This is a genomic window from Collimonas silvisoli, assembly GCF_018305005.1.
GTDB lineage: Bacteria > Pseudomonadota > Gammaproteobacteria > Burkholderiales > Burkholderiaceae_D > Collimonas > Collimonas silvisoli.
The window spans coordinates 24,516-42,755 of record NZ_JAGQEG010000022.1; the positions used below are offsets into that span (position 1 = coordinate 24,516).

Annotated in this window: 10 protein-coding genes; 9 read left to right on the top strand and 1 reads right to left on the bottom strand. The window is 58.6% G+C overall.

Annotation, left to right across the window (positions count from 1 at the left end; genetic code table 11):
- The first annotated feature begins 6 nt into the window (after positions 1-6).
- Genes KHU33_RS08115 through KHU33_RS08140 form a run of 6 tightly spaced genes read left to right on the top strand, consistent with a single transcriptional unit; the run spans position 7 to position 8,206 of the window.
- On the top strand, positions 7-2,259 hold the full coding sequence (locus KHU33_RS08115) for a polysaccharide biosynthesis tyrosine autokinase (protein ID WP_211462233.1): 2,253 nt from the start codon (positions 7-9) through the stop codon (positions 2,257-2,259).
- 14 nt (positions 2,260-2,273) lie between these two features.
- Positions 2,274-3,476 (top strand): hypothetical protein, encoded by a 1,203-nt coding sequence (locus KHU33_RS08120; protein ID WP_211462235.1) that lies wholly within the window; start codon positions 2,274-2,276, stop codon positions 3,474-3,476.
- On the top strand, positions 3,473-4,690 hold the full coding sequence (locus tag KHU33_RS08125) for a polysaccharide pyruvyl transferase family protein (protein WP_211462237.1): 1,218 nt from the start codon (positions 3,473-3,475) through the stop codon (positions 4,688-4,690). The genes KHU33_RS08120 and KHU33_RS08125 overlap by 4 nt, the downstream gene beginning before the upstream one ends.
- Before the next feature lie 8 nt (positions 4,691-4,698).
- Positions 4,699-5,733 carry a hypothetical protein gene (locus KHU33_RS08130; RefSeq protein WP_211462239.1) on the top strand — a complete coding sequence of 345 codons (1,035 nt, stop codon included), beginning with the start codon at positions 4,699-4,701 and terminating at the stop codon, positions 5,731-5,733.
- Positions 5,734-5,764: 31 nt separating this feature from the next.
- Positions 5,765-6,862 carry a glycosyltransferase gene (locus KHU33_RS08135; protein WP_211462241.1) on the top strand — a complete coding sequence of 366 codons (1,098 nt, stop codon included), beginning with the start codon at positions 5,765-5,767 and terminating at the stop codon, positions 6,860-6,862.
- 45 nt (positions 6,863-6,907) lie between these two features.
- Positions 6,908-8,206 carry a hypothetical protein gene (locus KHU33_RS08140; protein WP_211462249.1) on the top strand — a complete coding sequence of 433 codons (1,299 nt, stop codon included), beginning with the start codon at positions 6,908-6,910 and terminating at the stop codon, positions 8,204-8,206.
- A gap of 47 nt (positions 8,207-8,253) precedes the next feature.
- Here the strand turns inward: KHU33_RS08140 and KHU33_RS08145 are convergent, their stop codons facing one another.
- Positions 8,254-9,672, bottom strand: a complete 1,419-nt coding sequence (locus KHU33_RS08145) for an undecaprenyl-phosphate glucose phosphotransferase (RefSeq protein WP_211462251.1) — start codon at positions 9,670-9,672, stop codon at positions 8,254-8,256.
- A gap of 806 nt (positions 9,673-10,478) precedes the next feature.
- Between KHU33_RS08145 and KHU33_RS08150 the strand changes: the two genes are divergently transcribed.
- The 3 genes from KHU33_RS08150 (at position 10,479) to KHU33_RS08160 (ending at position 18,220) form a co-directional block, all read left to right on the top strand.
- A complete protein-coding gene (locus KHU33_RS08150) occupies positions 10,479-15,338 on the top strand; it encodes an NAD-glutamate dehydrogenase (RefSeq protein WP_407928260.1) in 4,860 nt (1,619 codons plus the stop codon).
- Positions 15,339-15,403: 65 nt separating this feature from the next.
- Positions 15,404-16,180 carry a crotonase/enoyl-CoA hydratase family protein gene (locus tag KHU33_RS08155; protein WP_211462256.1) on the top strand — a complete coding sequence of 259 codons (777 nt, stop codon included), beginning with the start codon at positions 15,404-15,406 and terminating at the stop codon, positions 16,178-16,180.
- 273 nt (positions 16,181-16,453) lie between these two features.
- The gene (locus KHU33_RS08160) at positions 16,454-18,220 is read left to right on the top strand and encodes a thiamine pyrophosphate-binding protein (RefSeq protein WP_211462258.1); all 1,767 of its coding nucleotides are present in this window, start codon (positions 16,454-16,456) and stop codon (positions 18,218-18,220) included.
- Positions 18,221-18,240: the final 20 nt, after the last annotated feature.

Consider the following 18,240-nt stretch of genomic DNA (forward strand, 5'->3'; position numbering starts at 1 on the left):
CTGTCCATGACACAACTCAACTCGCCTCAGCTACATTCGCCACACTTGCCCGACAAGGAAGACGACATCAGTCTGGCCGCGATTCTCGATGTCTTATTGGATAATCGCCGCCTGATCTGTCTCGTCACTCTCGCCTTCATCGTGATTGGCGCGCTGTACGCTTTTCTGGGGACGCCAATCTACAAAGCCGATATTCTGGTGCAAGTGGAAGACAACTCGCCCAGTGCCGCCGCCAGCAATATCCTGGCCGACATGTCGACGATGTTCGATGTGAAATCGACCGCGCCGGCCGAAATCGAAATTCTGAGTTCGCGCCTGGTGGTATCCAGGTCGGTCGATAATCTGCACCTGTTCATCGAGCAGCGGCCAAAATATTTTCCGCTGATTGGCGCTGTCATCGCGCGCGCAAACAAGGACCTTTCCAATCCCGGATTGTTCGGTATCGGCGGCTACGCCTGGGGCAGCGAAAAAATCGATGTCGATATTTTCAATGTCCCGCTAATCCTGGAAGGCGAATCGTTCAAGCTGAAGACGCTAGGCAAAGGCCGTTACGCCTTGTCCAGTTCCAAGTTCGACCAGGTATTCGAAGGCGTGGCGGGGCGGACGGAAATATTCCATCTCGGCGACGACGTCATAGAGCTGCGTGTGGCTCAGCTGCAAGCCAAGGCGGGCGCCGTCTTCGATCTTGCGCGCAACTCAAGGCTGAAGACCATCCAGGATTTGCAAGAGCAATTGAGCATCGCTGAAAAGGGCAAGCAATCCGGCGTGATCGGCGCTGAACTGCTGGGGGCCGACCCGCTGCTGATCAGTGAGACATTGAATGAGATCGGCCGTCAATATGTACGGCAAAACGTCGAACGCAAGTCTGCCGAGGCCACCAAATCGCTAGACTTTCTTGACGGCCAGCTGCCGCAGCTGAAACAGGAACTGGACCGGGCCGAGAATCTCTACAATGCGCTGCGTGAACGGGCCGGCAGCATCGATATTGGAGAAGAAGCCAAGATAGTCCTGCAGCACGCAGTGACGGCCGAAACGCAGATATTCGAGCTGAGACAGAAGCGCAAGGATCTGGTTACCCGCTTTGCCGATTCGCATCCGTCGATCCTGGCACTCGACCGCCAGATCGCCGCGCTTCAGAGTGATCAGGGAAAGGTTTCAGGGCAGATAAAAAAACTGCCTAACAGTGAGCAGGATCTGTTGCGGCTGATGCGCGACGTGACCGTGAATACCACCTTATATACAGAGCTGCTGAACAATATTCAGCAATTGAAGCTGGTCAAGGAGGGCAAGGTCGGCAATGTCCGGGTGGTCGACGTTGCCGCAATTCCGGAAATCCCGGTCAGGCCGAAAAAGATACTGGTGCTGCCAATTGCCGCAATATTCGGCCTGTTTGCGGGGGTAGTGGCGGCCGTTGTACGCGAGACGCTTTACGGCGGCATCAGCAACCCCAACGATATCGAGCGCTTCGCCGGCTTGAGTGTGTATGCCACTGTGCCGCTGAGCGATGCGCAGGAGGAGCTGAACAAGAAAATCAGAAGGAAAGCCGGGGAGCCGGCCGTGCTGGCGCTGTTCCAGCCGCACGATACCGCGGTCGAAAGCCTGCGCAGCTTGCGCACGGCCTTGCGCTTTGCCATGCTTGAAGCACACAACAATATCGTGTTGCTGACCGGCCCCGCCCCGGGGGTCGGCAAATCGTTCATCGCCGCCAATCTGTCGGCGCTCATTGCCTCTTCGGGCAAGCGCGTGCTGCTGATTGACGCCGACCTGCGCCGGGGCCATCTCAATCAGTACTTCGGATCGGCGCGCGGCAAGGGCTTGTCTGAATTAATTGCCGGCGCCGCCATTCCGGCTGAAGCGCTGCAGAAATCCATCCTGCCGAATCTTGATTTCATTTCCACCGGCAGGCTGCCGCCTAACCCGGCCGAACTGTTCCTTGCCGGGCGCACGGCGGAGCTGCTGCAAGGGTTCTCCGCCGAATACGACATTGTGCTGGTCGACACGGCGCCGGTGCTGGCAGCCTCGGACGCAGGCATTCTGGCGGCAATGGCTGGCACGGTTTTCCTGGTCGCGAAGGCTGATGTGAGCAAAATCGGAGAGATGGTCGAATGCGTCAAGCGTCTGGCGCAGAACGGGATACGGGCAAAAGGAGCGATATTCAACGGCATCAGGCACGACACGCGCAGGTATGGCTATGGCGCCAGGTCGGGGCGCTACCGGTACGCCGCTTATTCCTATAAACCGCAAGACATCGTTTCTTGAGCCTGCCCCTCGCCATGAAAAAAACCAAAGCGCTGTTGCAAATCGTATTCGAGCAAGCGGTTTTCACCTTCTCGTTTTTTTCTACGCAGGCTTTGCTGGCTCGCTACCTGAGTGTGGAGGACTTCGCCACGTTTTCCGTCATTTACTCGGCCGTGATCCTGTTGAATATCGTGCATGGCTGCACGGTCATGGAGCCGTTGCTGGTGTTTGCCAAGGCGGACTATGCAATCGACCGCAAGCTGCTGATGAAATTGCATGTGCCGCTGGCGCTGGTCAGTGTGCCGGTATTGATTTATCTGGTATGGCGGATTCTCGATACGCCGCCGTATTTCGGTTACGCCCTGGTTCTTTCGCTGGCGGGCTTTGTCGCTTACTGGACGGTGCGCTCGATTGCCATTTTGGAAAACAAGAGTCTTAAATCCGTGATTCCCGCACTGGCGCAGCTGGCGGGCGTAGCTGCGGCAATTGCACTGATTCCAAAGAACAGCCCCTATGAGCTGAGTGAGCTGCTCGCCGCGCTGGGTCTGCCGATGCTGCTGACGAGCGCGCTGATTGCGGGCATGTCGAAAGAAAAGATTCGCCAGCCAGGTGAAGCGCCGAGTGCAAACAAAGCCTGGCTGAGTTTCGGCCTCAACAATTCTCTGAGCCAGATTCTGATCTGGGTGATGACCAACGGCTTGGTGATCTACTACATGTCCAGGCAGCAGGCGGATCTGGCGGCCAATTTCCGGGTGGTGCTGATGCTGGTGCTGCCGGCACAGTATTTGAACATCGCGATCTCGAATTTCGGCTTGCCGAGGCTGGCCCGGCTGTTCGATGAAAAATCGGCAGAATTTTCAGCGATGGCGCGCATGCTGATCGCGGCCACCTTGGCTTCCAGTCTTTTGTATAGCCTGGTCCTATGGATCTGGGGACAGTTCCTGGTCGGCTTGCTGTTCGGCGCCAAATACAGCGGCCTGAATATGCACGACTATATTTTGCTGCCGGTGATTCTGGCGGCAATTCAGGGCACCCGTACCGTATTGAAGGCGCTCAGATTGACGCACTGCGCCAGCTGGGCCGTAACCGGCGGATTCCTTTGCTTCATATTGGTATTCGCCGCACGTCCGGCAGCATCCGTCAGCACCTTCTTCATTCCCACCATCTTCGGCCTTTGCCTGGCCTCCATCATCATGTTTTACCAAATTCGCAAAAGCTTAACGGTGATCGTCCTATGAAAATCGTGATTGGCGCCGTGCCTTACAGCCCAAATCTGGGCGATGGAATTATTTATGAAAATATCCGGCAGCTGTTGCTGGAGCATATGCCGAGCGCGCGGGTCAGCGCCCTCGATATCGCCGGACGGGACGATTACGAGGCGCCTGGCGTCTCCAGGAAATCCTTGATCAACAAGGTGCCGAAGCGGCTGCGTCCCTATCTGGTTTGCGCTTACTTCGGCCTGCAATATTTTTTGCGCTGGCGTCGCAAGTGGCTGCGGCAACTGGCCAATGCGGATCTGATCGTGATCGGCGGCGGGCAGTTGTTCCTAGACGTGAATCTGAATTTTCCGATCAAGTTGTTCCTGCTATCGAAAACCATCAAGGCTGCCGGCAAATCCGGCAAGGTTGCGATTCTGGGGGTCGGCGTCGCCACCACCATGTCCGACGCCGGTACCGGATTGCTGCGACGGACGCTGGCCAATCTGGCGCCGATGCAAATCAGCACGCGTGACAGCGCTTCGGCGCACAATCTGCAACAGATTCTGGCAGAGAAGCTGGAAGTGCGAGTCACGCCGGATCCAGGTATCTATTCAAAGCAAACCTATGCCAGCTCTTTGCCGGTACGTGCCGCAGGGGATGTTTTGGGAATCTGCATTTCAAGCCCGCTGGAGTTGAATCAGCTTGGCGCGGAAGATGCGGATTATGGGCAGCGGATCGGCATGTATTTCCAGCAGCTGGCGAGGCAGGCGGTTGAACTGGGGTATCGGGTTCAGCTGTTTACCAACGGCTCTCCGGATGACGAGACATTCAAGGAAGTGCTGGCAAGCGACCTCGATCCCGCAGCCGTGCTTAACCTGCCGCGGCCCGACCTGCCGGCGCAGCTGGTTGCCAATATCGCCAATTGCGATTGCATCATCGCTCACCGGCTGCATGCCAATATCGTTGCCTACGCGCTCGACATTCCCAGCATCGGCTTGAGCTGGGACAGCAAGATCAAGTCATTTTTCAAGCAGACCGGCCGCGACCGCTTTTTCATCCAGGCGGCGATACCGGATGTCGGCCGCACGCTCAGCCTGCTTGATTACGCGCGCCGCAGCCGGGACGCAACAAAAAAAGCGGAATTGACGCAGCAGCTCACATCGGAAATTGCGGCCTTGCTCAACGCATCGAGCCCTTCGTGTGCAGCGCTGACGCCGGAAGACGCCAGCGCCGTAGTCACGGCAGCGGCATAGCAACGGCGATGAAAAAGCTATTCGACAAGCGCATTGCGGCCGAAATCAGGCTCATCAGCGGGGCGCTGATCCTGTTGCTGGGGGCGCTGGTCTATCTATATCAGCGAGTCTTTCTTCCAGCCTATTTTTTTACCGATGAACGGACGATTTACGATCTGATCCGATATACGGATCTTCATCTGGCAGAACAAAACTCTTTTGTCAGCATGGCCGTGATTTTCTCTTTTCTCGGCCAGGCCGGGTCGCAGTTGTTATTGGTGAGCGCCACCGGGCTGGTGATGATCTATGTCAGCAAGCGCTCGTTGCGCTTGGTCGATCTTGTGTTTGCCTGCGTCCTGATGTCGTCATTCGCATTGTTCAATCTCAAGCTGTCGAAAGAAGTCGTCGTCATTCTCCTGAACTTGGCGGCGTGCCTTATCTGCAGCCGGCGCCTGTCGAACCACAGCAAGATCGGATTGACGGTCGCCCTCTATCTGCTGTACGCATGGCAGTTCCGCATCTATTTCGTTCTGGTGGCCGCCATCCTGATAGCGCTGCACATGGTGGCCAGCAGCCACGGCAAACTGCGCGCGGTGATTGTGTTCGGCGTCCTCGCCGCTTGCCTGGCGCTGCCGGGCGACTTCTGGAATCAGTTGCAGCTGGCGCGCGATATTGTCAATGAAAACAGGGAAGGGATGGCGGACGCCAAGACTGTCTTCACGAATATCCTGACTCCCAGCGGCGTACTGACGGCTCTTCCGAATATCGGCTTTGCGACGATACGCTTTTACTTTGCGCCGCTGTTTTCACTGCGCGCGCAAGAACTGATCCTGTCTTTTACCTTGTGGTATCTGACCTTCGTTCTTTTCAGGCGGCGCAACTACCAACATCCTTTGTTCCTACTGCTGCTTGCCAATTTTGCGGTTCAGACTTTCTTTGAACCGGACCTCGGATCTTTTTTTCGCCACTTGACTGCCTATGCCTTCTGCGTGTTCGGCATCGACTATCTACAGCCTGCGCAGGAGGAGGTTGCGCGCAGATTTCCAGCTACAAGGCAAGCATAAAGGCAAGCATATTTTTCTTAGGGGGGGAATAATGCATAAAAATCGTCCGCTCAGTGTGTTGAACGTAGCAGAGACCATCAAAGGAGGGATCGCCACTTATCTCGATACGCTGGAGCGTCTAAGCGGCGATTTCAATTGCAATTTCTCGTATTTGATTCCTGCCTCGCAAGCCGATCAGCTGAATGCCGGCCGCAAGCATTTCCATGCCTATTCGCGCGCTGGCCTGGGGCCTCTCAAACTGGCGATCGCCATCGTCCGTCAGGTGCGCTTGCAGTCTCCCGATATTGTCTTCGCGCACAGCACCTTCGCCGGCGTGGCGCTGTGCCTGGCCAGACCCTGGCTTGGACGCAAGACAAAGACGATGTATTGCGCGCACGGCTGGGCCAGTTTCCGCGATCGCAGCAAGCTGGTGACGCTGCTTACCCGGGTTGTCGAAACGGGCATGTCCTACGTTCCTGATTCGGTGGTAGAGATTTCGCGTTATGAATATGAAAAAAACCGCAGATCCGGTTTTTCCCGAAACTGTACTTTGATCCAAAGCAGTGTGCTGGACCGAAAGGATGCGCCGCGTCCGCAAAGCAGGGACGACGGCCATTTGCATATCCTGTTTGTCGGCCGCCTGGACCGGGAAAAGGGTTACGATATTCTGCTGGAAGCTATTCGTATTTTGCAAAAGACCAGGCCGGAATATGTGTATCACATCGTCGGCGCTCCGGTGCTGGCCAATCTGGCGCTTGAAAAGGTGGATGCCTGGAATGTGCGCTATTACGGCTGGATCGACCAAGCCCATATCGACGCGTATTACGACCGCGCGAACGTGCTGGTAATGCCGTCACGGACAGAAGGGTTCGGCTTGGCGGCATTGGAAGCCTTTCGCAGCTATGTGCCGGTGATTGCCAGCAACCGCGGGGCATTGCCCGATATCGTTGAGCATGCGGTCAATGGCCTTATCTTCAATTGCACCGCCAGCGACCTGGCGGAAAAACTGGAAAATATCGACCACGACACCCTCAAGCGCTATGCAGTCGCGGCGCGGGCTGCCTACGTTGAACGCTTCTCGCCGCTGCAATTCATTGCCGGTTATCAGAAATTATTTTCCCATTTTCGGCAGTTGATGCAGTTGAGTTAGCGCGCAACCTGGCGGCTACATTTTCTTATACTGGAGGATAAACAGATGAAATTACGCGTAGCTCATGTTTCCCCTGTTTTTTTCTGTGGCCTGTTGCTGGCGGGGCCTGCCAGCGGCTGGGAGAAATACGGCATTCATTCCATTTATCCGGTCGCCATCAGCGTGCAGATCAAACCCTCCGCACTGTCGGACGACGATTTGAAAAGAGTCAAGAGGGCGGGCTTTGAGTACCTGCGATTTGGCATACGTCCGCCCATCGCGGCGATCGCCAAAAAAAATCCGGATTATTCGACACTGCTCACCCGGATCCATAACGCACAACTAAAGCCTATCGTCACGCTGTTTGGCGGGGTCGATGTCTGGGGCGGAGAAAAAATGGAATCGCGAATGGCCAGGACGCCGCAGGAATCCGCGGATAAATTTGCCGCCTTTGCGCTGGACACCCTGCGGCAATATGCAGACCCTGATATTTTGTGGGAATTGTGGAATGAGCCGGACGATCCCACTTTCTTGAAGCCGGAGCTGTTGCAATCGGGATTGCTGCCGTCGATACAGGCAATTTGCGCGTCCTTGAAGGGTAACGGGCAGCAGGGGCAACAGGGGCAACAGAAGGGGATTGCGCGCAAGAATATATTTGGCTTCGGTTTCAGCAAAATGCCGAATCTGACCCCTGATTCCATCGGCAGCCAACTCCTTGCCGCTTCGCTGGAGAACTGTCTCGACGGCGTTTCCGTCCATCCTTACCGAAACATTCCCGAGACGGTCATCAACGATGCTGAGCAGACGCGCAGCCTGATGCAACAATACGGACGCGCCGACTTGCCGATGATTGCGTCGGAATGGGGATATTCAAGCTTTACCGCCGCCCGCGATCAGGACGCGCAGGCGGAACTCATTCTGAGGGAATATCTGTCCACGGTATTTGCCGGTATCCCGCTATTGAGTATCTACGAATGGAAAGATTCAGGAACCGATCCGACGGCGATAGAACACAATTATGGACTTGTCGGCAACGACGACAGACCGAAACCAGCGTTGCTGGCGCTTAGCTATTTATTGAAGAAACTGGAACACACTCAACTTGCCGCCAGCAAAAAAGACGGGACAGCGTATCAGCTGACCCTAACCAGCGAGCCTGGCGTCAAGGAAAGGCGCAACGTCTACATGTTATGGGCTTCTTCTTCGCGTGCAGGCAGACCGTTCAGCATTCAAAGGAATGGCGCCAAACGCTGCATCATCAGTCAGTTTCATCCGCAGCAGAGCGATAGGCCCTGTCCGGGCAACGCGGAAAACGTCGAGGTGAACGCCGGTTCTGTGCCGGTGGCGGTAACGCTTTATTTCTAGCCAGAGACCAAGAGAAAAAAGGGAGGGGCGCAGGCCTCAGTTCATGCTCAATATGCGGACTTGCCGCTCCAGCCTTTGAAGGCGGTCCAGACCAGGATGCGGAAATCCATCAGGAAAGACCAGTTCTGTATGTAATGCATATCGAACTGAACCCTCTTTTCCATTTTTTCAAGCGTGTCGGTTTCGCCGCGATAGCCGTGGATTTGCGCCCAGCCGGTGATGCCGGGTTTGACCCGATGGCGCACCATGTACAAATCCAGAAGTTCTTCATACATCTGATTATGTTGCAGCGCATGAGGCCTTGGTCCGATCACGGACATGTCGCCCAACAAGACATTGATGAATTGCGGCAGTTCATCCAGGCTGAAGTGACGCATGAATTTCCCTATTCTTGTGACACGCGGATCGTCCTGGGTGGCCTGTGTAAGCTTGCCGTGTTCCTGATGCGGCTTCATGGAGCGGAACTTGTAAATCATGAATTTCTTGCCGTTCAGGCCCAGCCTGACCTGTTTGAAAAATACCGGTCCGGGCGAAGACATCTTGATGCACAGCGCTAGCGCCAGGAACAGCGGACTCAATGCCATCAGCACCGCCAGCGCGAACAGCTTGTCCAGAAAATGCTTGGCGATACCGCTGGCGCCGCTGCTGGCAGGACGATTCAGATCGAAGGTCGGGGTGCCGAGGAAGTTGCTCATCTTGCTGCTGATCATCTGGATCGCCTTGGTGTCCGGAACCCAGCGGATATCCACCAGCGAATTGCGCAGGTAGATTTGCAAAGGCCTGAGCTGAGCCGCCGCGGTCATCGGCAGCGTGATCCAGATTTCATCGATCTGGTTGGCGAGTACATAGCCATGGATCTGATTGAGCTGTTCGATCCGCGTGATATGGGCGTCGTGCAGAATGCCGGCCTCGTCGGCGTTGGCTACTACAGCCTTGACGTCATAGCCTATCCACGGCTGCTGCAAGGCGCGGCGGTGGATTTCCCGTCCGGCCTGACCATAGCCGACGATCACTACCCGCTTGCCGCCGAGGCGGAGTTTGCGCAGCCTTACCAGGGTGACGTAGGAGAAAGCACGATACAGCAACAGCAGCAGCATGCTGGTCATGTACCAGTAAAGCAGCCAATGGTGAGAGAGCCTGCCGATACCGTGCACCATGCGGCTGAGGAAAATTCCCAGAATCAGCACCAGCGCCCAGGATACGGCAAGGCGCATGAACATGGACGCAGCGGGCCGTTCGGGCCACGCGGTGTAGAGATCGAGCTGGGCAAATAATACAAACGCCAGCGCACAGCAAAAATACAGCAATACCGTGTGCACCGGCGCTGCCAGCGATAGAGGCATGTGGAGCTGGAGATAGGCAACGATCTGGGCCGCAATGGCCAGGATCGCCGTATCTGCGATCCGCCTTGGGAGCTCCTGCCCCAGAACATACTGGAGAATAGTCAAGTGTGTTGAGCGCGACATGATTATCTATCCATTGGACTGTCAAAAAGCGTATGAAGGCAGATGCCCGACTTTCAAACCTTGAATCAGCAATCGTTCAAAGTGATTTTTCAATTGTTGTTGCGCAACAAATTGCCTTCTTGAATCATTTTAATCATTGAAATCAATTTATTCAATGTAAACATTTTAATTAAAATGTTTGTGAAAATTCAATGATGAAGATTTGCCGTTTTGACATTTTTGAGGCTTCTTGTGGTCTGACTGTGATGACGGAGGAGCGGCGCGGTTAGAAAGGCAGTTTGAGTTGGTGAAATGCGTGTGGTGTCGGCCTGTCATGGGTAGAATCTATAGAACTCATTTCATCAATATCCGTGAGTGCGAACGCGGCGTGTGGGAGGTAGTGCAAGGCGCGTCGGGCAGCCAAGGGTGTCCCTTGCAGGGCGCGTTTCCGCTTGCAAGCGGAAACCGTTTCGCAGGCGGACAGCGTGCTGTCCGAATTCCCTGCTACACCCCTTGGCAAGCGGCGCAACGCAGCAATACGCCCAAATAACCCGTTCCCGGAGGGTTCATGCCAGAAGAGGCGCTGGCCGCGTTGTGCTCCTTGCCAATAGCTCGCTATTGGACGCGTCGCACCCTTGCAGGGCGCGTCTGCGCTGGTAGGCGCAGACCGTTACGCAGGCGCACAGCACGCTGTGCGAATTCCCTGCTCCACCCTTGCCAGCGCCTCTTCTGGCAAGAACGCATCTCACGGATATTGATGAAATGAGTTCTAACTTGACCGAAGTTCGAAATTAACCATTCGAAAGAAAATCATGCATACAGCCGCCATAGAAAGAAAACAGCAAAAGCTGGCAGAGATGGTCGAATTCGCTCGCGATCGCTTGCCGCCGGAAGTGTTTGCACCGATGCAAGCTTTTCTGGTCGAGTATTACTCGCAGGTGGGGGAAGAGCAGATAGTGAGCCGCGATATCGCCGATTTGTACGGCGCCGCCGTCGCCCATTGGCAGTTTGCGCGGCACTTCGTCAGCGGTGCGCCGCGGGTGCGCATCTACAATCCGCAGCTCGATGAGCATGGCTGGCAATCCGGCCATAGCGTGATCGAAATCGTCAACGACGATATGCCGTTCCTGGTGGATTCGGTGACCACCGAAATCAACCGCCTGGGCCTGACCCTGCATGCGGTGATTCACCCGGTATTCCGTGTTTGGCGCGACGCCAGCGGGCAGGTGGAAAAAATCCAGCGCGCCAGCGAGAACGCCGGCCAGGATAGCGGACCGGCAGGGCTGGAACCTAGGCTGGAATCGCATATACATATAGAAGTCGACCGCTGTACCGAGGCCGCCAGGATGGAGGAAATCCTGGCCGCCGTGCTCAAGGTGCTGGGCGATGTCCGCGCCGCGGTGGAGGACTGGCGGCAGATGATGACGGCGGCCAATGCCGCCATCGACGATCTGAAACAGCAAGACCATAGCGATGCTGCGTTGCACAGCGAAATTGCCGAGGCGCGCGCCTTCCTCGAATGGATGGTTGACGATCATTTCACGTTTCTCGGCTATCGCGATTACGAGCTGCTGGTGCGCGACGGCGAAAACTATCTGCAAGGCGTGGCCGGTTCCGGCCTGGGGGTATTGCGCGATTCCCTGCGCGCAGCCGACAGCGCCGACATGACCAAGCTGCCGGTCAGCGCGCAGGGCATCATCGACGCCCGTTCGCCGATTTTCATCACCAAGGCGAATTCACGCGCCACCGTGCATAGAGCCGGTTATCTCGATTATGTCGGCGTCAAGCGCTACGACGCTGACGGCAAGGTGGTCGGCGAGCGCCGCATCGTCGGCCTGTACACCTCGACCGCCTACATGGTGCCGACCAGCGAGATCCCGCTGGTGCGGCGCAAGGTGGCGAAGGTGCTGGAGCGCGCCGGTTTCGTCCCCAAAGGCCATCTGGCAAAGACCTTGGCCACTATCCTGGAGCAATACCCGCGCGACGAACTGTTCCAGGTCAACGAAGACGAATTGTTCGACACCGCCAGCGGCATCCTGCGCCTGGAAGAGCGCCAGCGCACCCGTCTGTTTGTCCGGCGCGACGCCTTCGGCCGCTATGTTTCCTGCCTGGTGTTCGTGCCGCGCGACCGTTTCAACACCGAGCTGCGCGAGCGCATCCAGAGTTTGCTGCTGGAGGCCTTCAACGGCACCGGCATCGAATTCACGCCCTTGCTATCGGAATCGGTGCTGGCGCGCATTCAGTTCACGGTACGCACCGAACCGGGCAGTGCCGCCGAGATCAATGTCGAGCAGCTGGAAGCGAGTATCGTGCAGGCCACGCGACGCTGGCAAGACGATCTGACCGAAGCCTTGCTGGAGCAGCGTGGCGAGGAACAGGGCACGCGGCTGCTGCGCCGCTATGCAGCATCGTTTCCGGCCGGTTTCCGTGAAGACTACGCGGCGCGCACCGCAGTGCATGACATCGCCTTGCTGGAAGCCGCGCAGCTGTACAGCGGCCTGGCCATGAGCTTGTACCGGCCGATCGAAGCGGCGCCAGCCTCGTTGCGCCTGAAGATTTACCGCGCCGGCAAGCCGATGGCTTTGTCGCAGAGTTTGCCGATGCTGGAGCATATGGGCGTCAAGGTGAACGAGGAACGCCCTTACCGGATCGAGCTGCACGATAGCGAACCGGCCTGGATACACGATTTCGGCATGCAGACCGCGGACGATAGCGAAGTCGAGATAGATCGCATCAAGGGCGTATTCGAAGAGGCTTTCGGCCGCGTCTGGAGCGGCGAAGCGGATAATGACGATCTCAACCGGCTGGTGCTGGGGGCGCGTCTGAACTGGCGCGAAGTCACCATCCTGCGCGCTTATGCACGTTATCTGCGGCAAGTCGGATCGACCTTCAGCAACGCCTATATCGAACAAGCCCTGACCGCCAACCCGGAGATCGCGCGCAAGCTGGTAGAGCTGTTCCTGGTGCGCTTTGATCCGGCCCTGGCTAAGGATGCCGGTACAGACGCAAAAGCCAAATCGTTGCTGCAGCAGACCGAAGAAGCAATGGACCAGGTGCCGAATCTCGACGAAGACCGGATCCTGCGCCAGTTCCTGGGCGTGATCAGCGCCACCTTGCGCACCAATTATTTTCAGCGCGGCGCCGACGGCCAGCCGAAACCTTATCTGTCGTTCAAGTTCGATCCGGCCAAAGTGCCGGGGCTGCCCGCACCCAAGCCGATGTTCGAGATCTGGGTGTATTCACCGCGTTTCGAAGGCGTCCATCTGCGCGGCGGCAAAGTGGCGCGCGGCGGTTTGCGCTGGTCCGACCGGCGTGAGGATTTCCGTACCGAGGTGTTGGGGCTGGTGAAGGCGCAGATGGTCAAGAATGCGGTGATCGTGCCGGTCGGCTCCAAGGGCGGGTTCGTCCTCAAGAGCGCGCCGCTGGCCGCCGAGCGCGACGCCTATCTGCGCGAGGGGGTAGCCTGCTACCAGAATTTCCTGCGCGGCCTGCTCGACCTGACCGATAACCTGGCCGACGGCAAGGTGGTGGCGCCGCCGGACGTGGTGCGCTACGACGGCGACGATCCTTACCTGGTGGTCGCCGCCGACAAGGGCACCGCCAGTTTTTCCGATTACGCCAACGCGATTTCAGCCGAATACGGCTTCTGGCTGGGCGACGCCTTCGCCTCCGGCGGCTCGGTCGGTTATGACCATAAGAAGATGGGGATTACCGCGCGCGGCGCATGGGAAGCGGTGAAACGCCATTTCCGCGAAACCGGAGTGAATACCCAGGAGCAGGATTTTACGGTGGTCGGCATCGGCGACATGTCCGGCGACGTGTTCGGCAACGGCATGCTGTTGTCACGCCACATCAAGCTGGTGGCGGGCTTTGACCATCGCCATATTTTCCTCGATCCGGATCCGGACCCGGAGACCAGCTTCGCCGAGCGCGAGCGTTTGTTTGCCTTGCCGCGCTCCAGCTGGGCCGATTACAACCGCAACCTGATCTCGGACGGCGGCGGAATCTATGCGCGCAGCCTCAAGACGATTGCGCTGACGCCGCAAGTGCAAGCAGCGCTGGGCGTGAGCGCCAGCGAGCTGGCGCCGGCGGAATTGATACGCGCGATCCTGCTGGCGCCGGTCGATCTGCTTTACAACGGCGGCATCGGCACCTACATCAAGGCCAGCCGCGAAAGCCACGCCCAGGTCGGCGACCGCAGCAACGATGCGATCCGCGTCAACGGCGCCGAACTCAATTGCAAGGTGGTGGCCGAAGGCGGCAACCTCGGCTGCACCCAGTTCGGCCGTATCGAGTTTGCGCAAAAAGGCGGCCGTATCTGCACCGATGCTATCGATAATTCGGCCGGCGTCGATTGCTCCGATCACGAAGTCAATATCAAGATCATGCTCGGCCTGATCGTCAGTGACGGCGAAATGACCGAGAAACAGCGTAACAAGCTGCTGGCGGAAATGACCGAAGAGGTCGGACTGCAGGTGCTGACCGATAACTACTACCAGACCCAGGCGCTGTCGGTGGCGGGGCGCCGCGCCGCCAGCCTGCTGGAACCGGAAGCGCGTCTGATCCGCTTCCTTGAGCGTGCCGGCCGGCTCGACCGCGCGGTTGAATTCCTGCCGTCGGAAGACGAGTGTGCCGAGCGCAAGACCGCCAAGCAAGGACTTGCCGCGCCGGAACGCGCGGTGCTGATGGCGTATAACAAGATGTGGCTGTATGAAGAATTGCTGGCATCCGATTTGCCCGCAGACCCGTTTATCGCCAGCTCGCTGGCTTCCTATTTTCCGCAGCCGCTGCGTGAACGCTTTCCCGACGCCATGCGGCGTCATCCTCTGGCGCGCGAGATTATCTCCACCTATCTGGTGAATACGCTGACCAACCGGGTCGGCGCCACCTTTGTCCATCAAATGGCCGATGAGAGCGGCGCCAGCCCGACCGATGTGCTGCGCGCCATCGTGATTGCGCGCGAGGTGTTCGGTTTCGAGGAAATCTGGCAAGACATCGATGCTCTCGACAACGTGGTGCCGGATGCCTTGCAGGCGCAAATGTTTGTCGATGTCGGCGGCCTGATCGAGCAAGCCAGTTTCTGGTTCTTGCATCGTCATGGGCAAGAAGCTTCGATTGAAGCCACCGTGGCACGCTTCCGCCAGGCCGCCGATCAGTTGGGGCCGCAACTGGTCTCGTTGCTGGCGGCCAGCGACGCCGATGCGCTCAAGGCAAAACGCGATGCGCTGATACAGGCCGGCGTCTCCCAGCAACTGGCGCGCCGGGTTGCCAGCGCCGAGCTGATCGGTGCGGTGCTGGATATCGCCGAAGTGGCGGCATCGACCGGGCGCAGCCTGGAGCTGGTGGCGGCGGTCTATTTTGCGCTGGACGTCAACCTGAACTTCGGCTGGATGCGCGAACGGGTTGGCGCACTGCCGGTCGACTCGCATTGGCAGACTCTGGCGCGCACCGCCTTGCAGAGCGATCTGACCGGTTTGCAGCGCGCTTTGACGGCCAAGGTGATTCAGTTGTCGCCGGCGCTGGAACTGTCGCAGGAAATGATCGAGGTCTGGCAGACCGTCAGCCGGGCGCCGCTGGAACGCTATCGCCGCTTGCAGACCGATTTTCAGATGGGCGGCAATGTCGATCTGGCGATGCTGTCGGTGGCGGCGCGCGAGATGCGGGCAATTGACTCTGTTACCAGCTGATCGCAGGGCGGGCAGGTAGGTAGTGCCTGCGCAATGCCCACTCTACCAGGCGGAAAGGCAAGGCCATGCATACCATTTCATTCGACACCGACGGGGCCATCTGCACCATTACCATGACGCGGCCAGAGAAGCGCAACGCCGTCGATCGCCCCATGGCCGAGGAATTGCGCCTGGCATTTGAACGGTTTGAAAACGAGCCGGCGCTGAGGGTGGCGGTGCTGACCGGCGCCGGCGGTCATTTCTGCGCCGGCGCCGATATGAGCGCTGTCGGCGATCCGGCCTTGCGTAACGAATTGACCGCCGATGGCAGCGGCAGCGGTCCGATGGGGCCGAGCCGGATGGCGTTGTCGAAACCGTTGATTGCCGCGATCAGCGGCAGCGCCGTGGCCGGCGGACTGGAGCTGGCTCTGCTGGCCGATCTGCGGGTGGCTGACGAGGACGCGGTATTTGGCGTGTTTTGCCGGCGCTGGGGAGTGCCGCTGATAGATGGCGGGACGGTGCGTTTGCCGCGCTTGATCGGCATGGGCCGCGCGCTGGACCTGATCCTGACCGGACGCCCGGTGCCGGCCGAGGAAGCCTTGGCCTTCGGCCTGGTCAATCGCATCACGCCGCCAGGCGGCGCGCTGGCGGCGGCGCAGGAGCTAGCGCGCCTGATCGCCGCTTTTCCGCAGCAATGCATGCTGGCCGATCGCCGTTCCGCGTACGAGCAATGGAATTTGCCGCTGGCCGAGGCGTTGCGCCGGGAAGGCGCGCAAGGGGCGCCGATCGTGTTTGCCGAAGGTGAGGCAGGTGCTGCCAGATTCACCCTCGGCGCCGGCCGCCACGGCCGTTTCGAAGACTGATCCGTCTTTATTTTTCAATTCAAACCAGCGCAAGGCCGGATGCCAGCTATACGGCCGTCTTACCGGCGCGACGCCAACTGTTGTCACTCCAACTCCGCGCTGTTTCACCTCCGCTGGTGAACCACTTTGCGTGACAGAGCTCGCCTGAGAAAAACCAAGGAAACTTGACTGAGGTCAATGCCGTGCTCCATCTGAGGTGGCTAAGATGGCATCAAGCTGAAGCAACGCAAGAGGCGCTGCTGGAGCAGATAACAACCGACAACAGGAGGAGCAATGGCAGCAGTGATATCTGAATCGAAGGTGGCCGCAGCATCAAGCACGACTGCCGACGATACGCTCAAGCGCAAGAGCCGGGAAGCAGGCGTGGTGTCGGGCGGGCATCTGGTGGCGCGCGCCTTGAAGAACGAGGGCGTGGACACGATTTTCACCTTGTGCGGCGGCCACATCATCGATATCTACGATGGCTGCATCGATGAAGGCATCCGCATCATCGACGTGCGGCATGAACAAGTCGCGGCCCACGCAGCCGACGGCTATGCACGGCAGACCGGGAAACTGGGCGTGGTGGTGACCACGGCCGGGCCGGGCTGCACCAATGCCGTGACCGGCATCGCGACCGCATTCCGCTCCGAAAGCCCGGTGTTGCATATCGGCGGCCAGGGCGGCATTACCCAGCACATGATGGGGTCGCTGCAGGATCTGCCGCATACCGAGATGATGCGGCCGATCACCAAATTCTCCGAAGGCGTGCGTTCTACCGAACGCGTGGCCGATATGGTGTCGATGGCAATCCGCGCCTGCTTTGCCGGCGCTCCCGGCCCGGCCTATCTGGAAATCCCGCGCGATGTGCTGGACCGTGAAATCGACATCGGCAAAGCGGTGATTCCGGCGGCCGGCCAATACCGCGCCTCGGTCAAATCCCTGGGCGACGTCGCCGACATCGAGAAGCTGGCGGATATTCTGGTGCAGGCGGAGCGCCCGGTGGTGCTGTACGGCGGCCAGGTCTGGTCATCCCGCGGCCACAGGGAAGCGATCGACCTGGTGCGCGGCCTGGATATTCCGGCCTATTTCAACGGCGCCTCGCGTGGTTTGCTGCCGCCCGGCGACCCGCATCATTTCGACCGCACCCGGCGCGAGGGTTTCGATAAGGCCGATGTGATCCTGATCGTCGGCACGCCGTTCGATTTCCGCATGGGCTACGGCAAACGTTTGGGCTTGAATGCCAAAGTGATCCAGATCGACCAGGACTATCGCACCGTCGGCAAGAACCGCGACATCAGCTTGGGGCTGGTGGGCGACCCGGGCACCATCCTGGGCGCGGTCTTGCAAGCGGCCAGCGGCCGCATCAACAAGAGCGCGCAAGAAAAGCGGCGGGCCTGGATGAAACAATTGCAACTGCAGGAAGCGATTGCCACCGAGAAGCTGATGCCCTTGTTCAAATCGAACAGCGCGCCGATCCATCCCTACCGCGTGGCCTATGAAATCAACGAATTCCTGAACGACGACACGATCTATATCGGCGACGGCGGCGATGTGGTGACGATCTCGGCGCAAGCGGTACGGCCGCGCAATCCGGGCCAATGGATGGATCCGGGCGCCTTGGGCAGCCTGGGCGTGGGCACCGGTTTTGCGATTGCGGCGGGGCTGGCCAATCCGGAGAAGGAAGTGATGTGCTACTACGGCGACGGCGCCTTCAGCATGACCTCGTTCGACATGGAAACGGCGAATCGCTTCGGCGTGCCGTACATCGCGGTGATCGGCAACAACTCGGCGATGAACCAGATCCGTTACGGCCAGCTGGCGAAGTACGGCGAGGAGCGCGGCAACGTCGGCAATCTGCTGAGCGACATCCCTTACGGCAAGTTTGCCGAGATGCTGGGCGGCCATGGCGAAGAGGTGCGCGATCCGGCGCAGATTGCCGGCGCCTTGCAACGGGCGCGGGAGGCGGTGCGCAAGACGCGGCGTTGTGCGGTGGTCAATATCTGGGTCGATCCTGCGGTGTACGCCCCGGGGACCATGGCGCAGACCATGTACAAATAAGCCAGTAAAAAATTCGATCA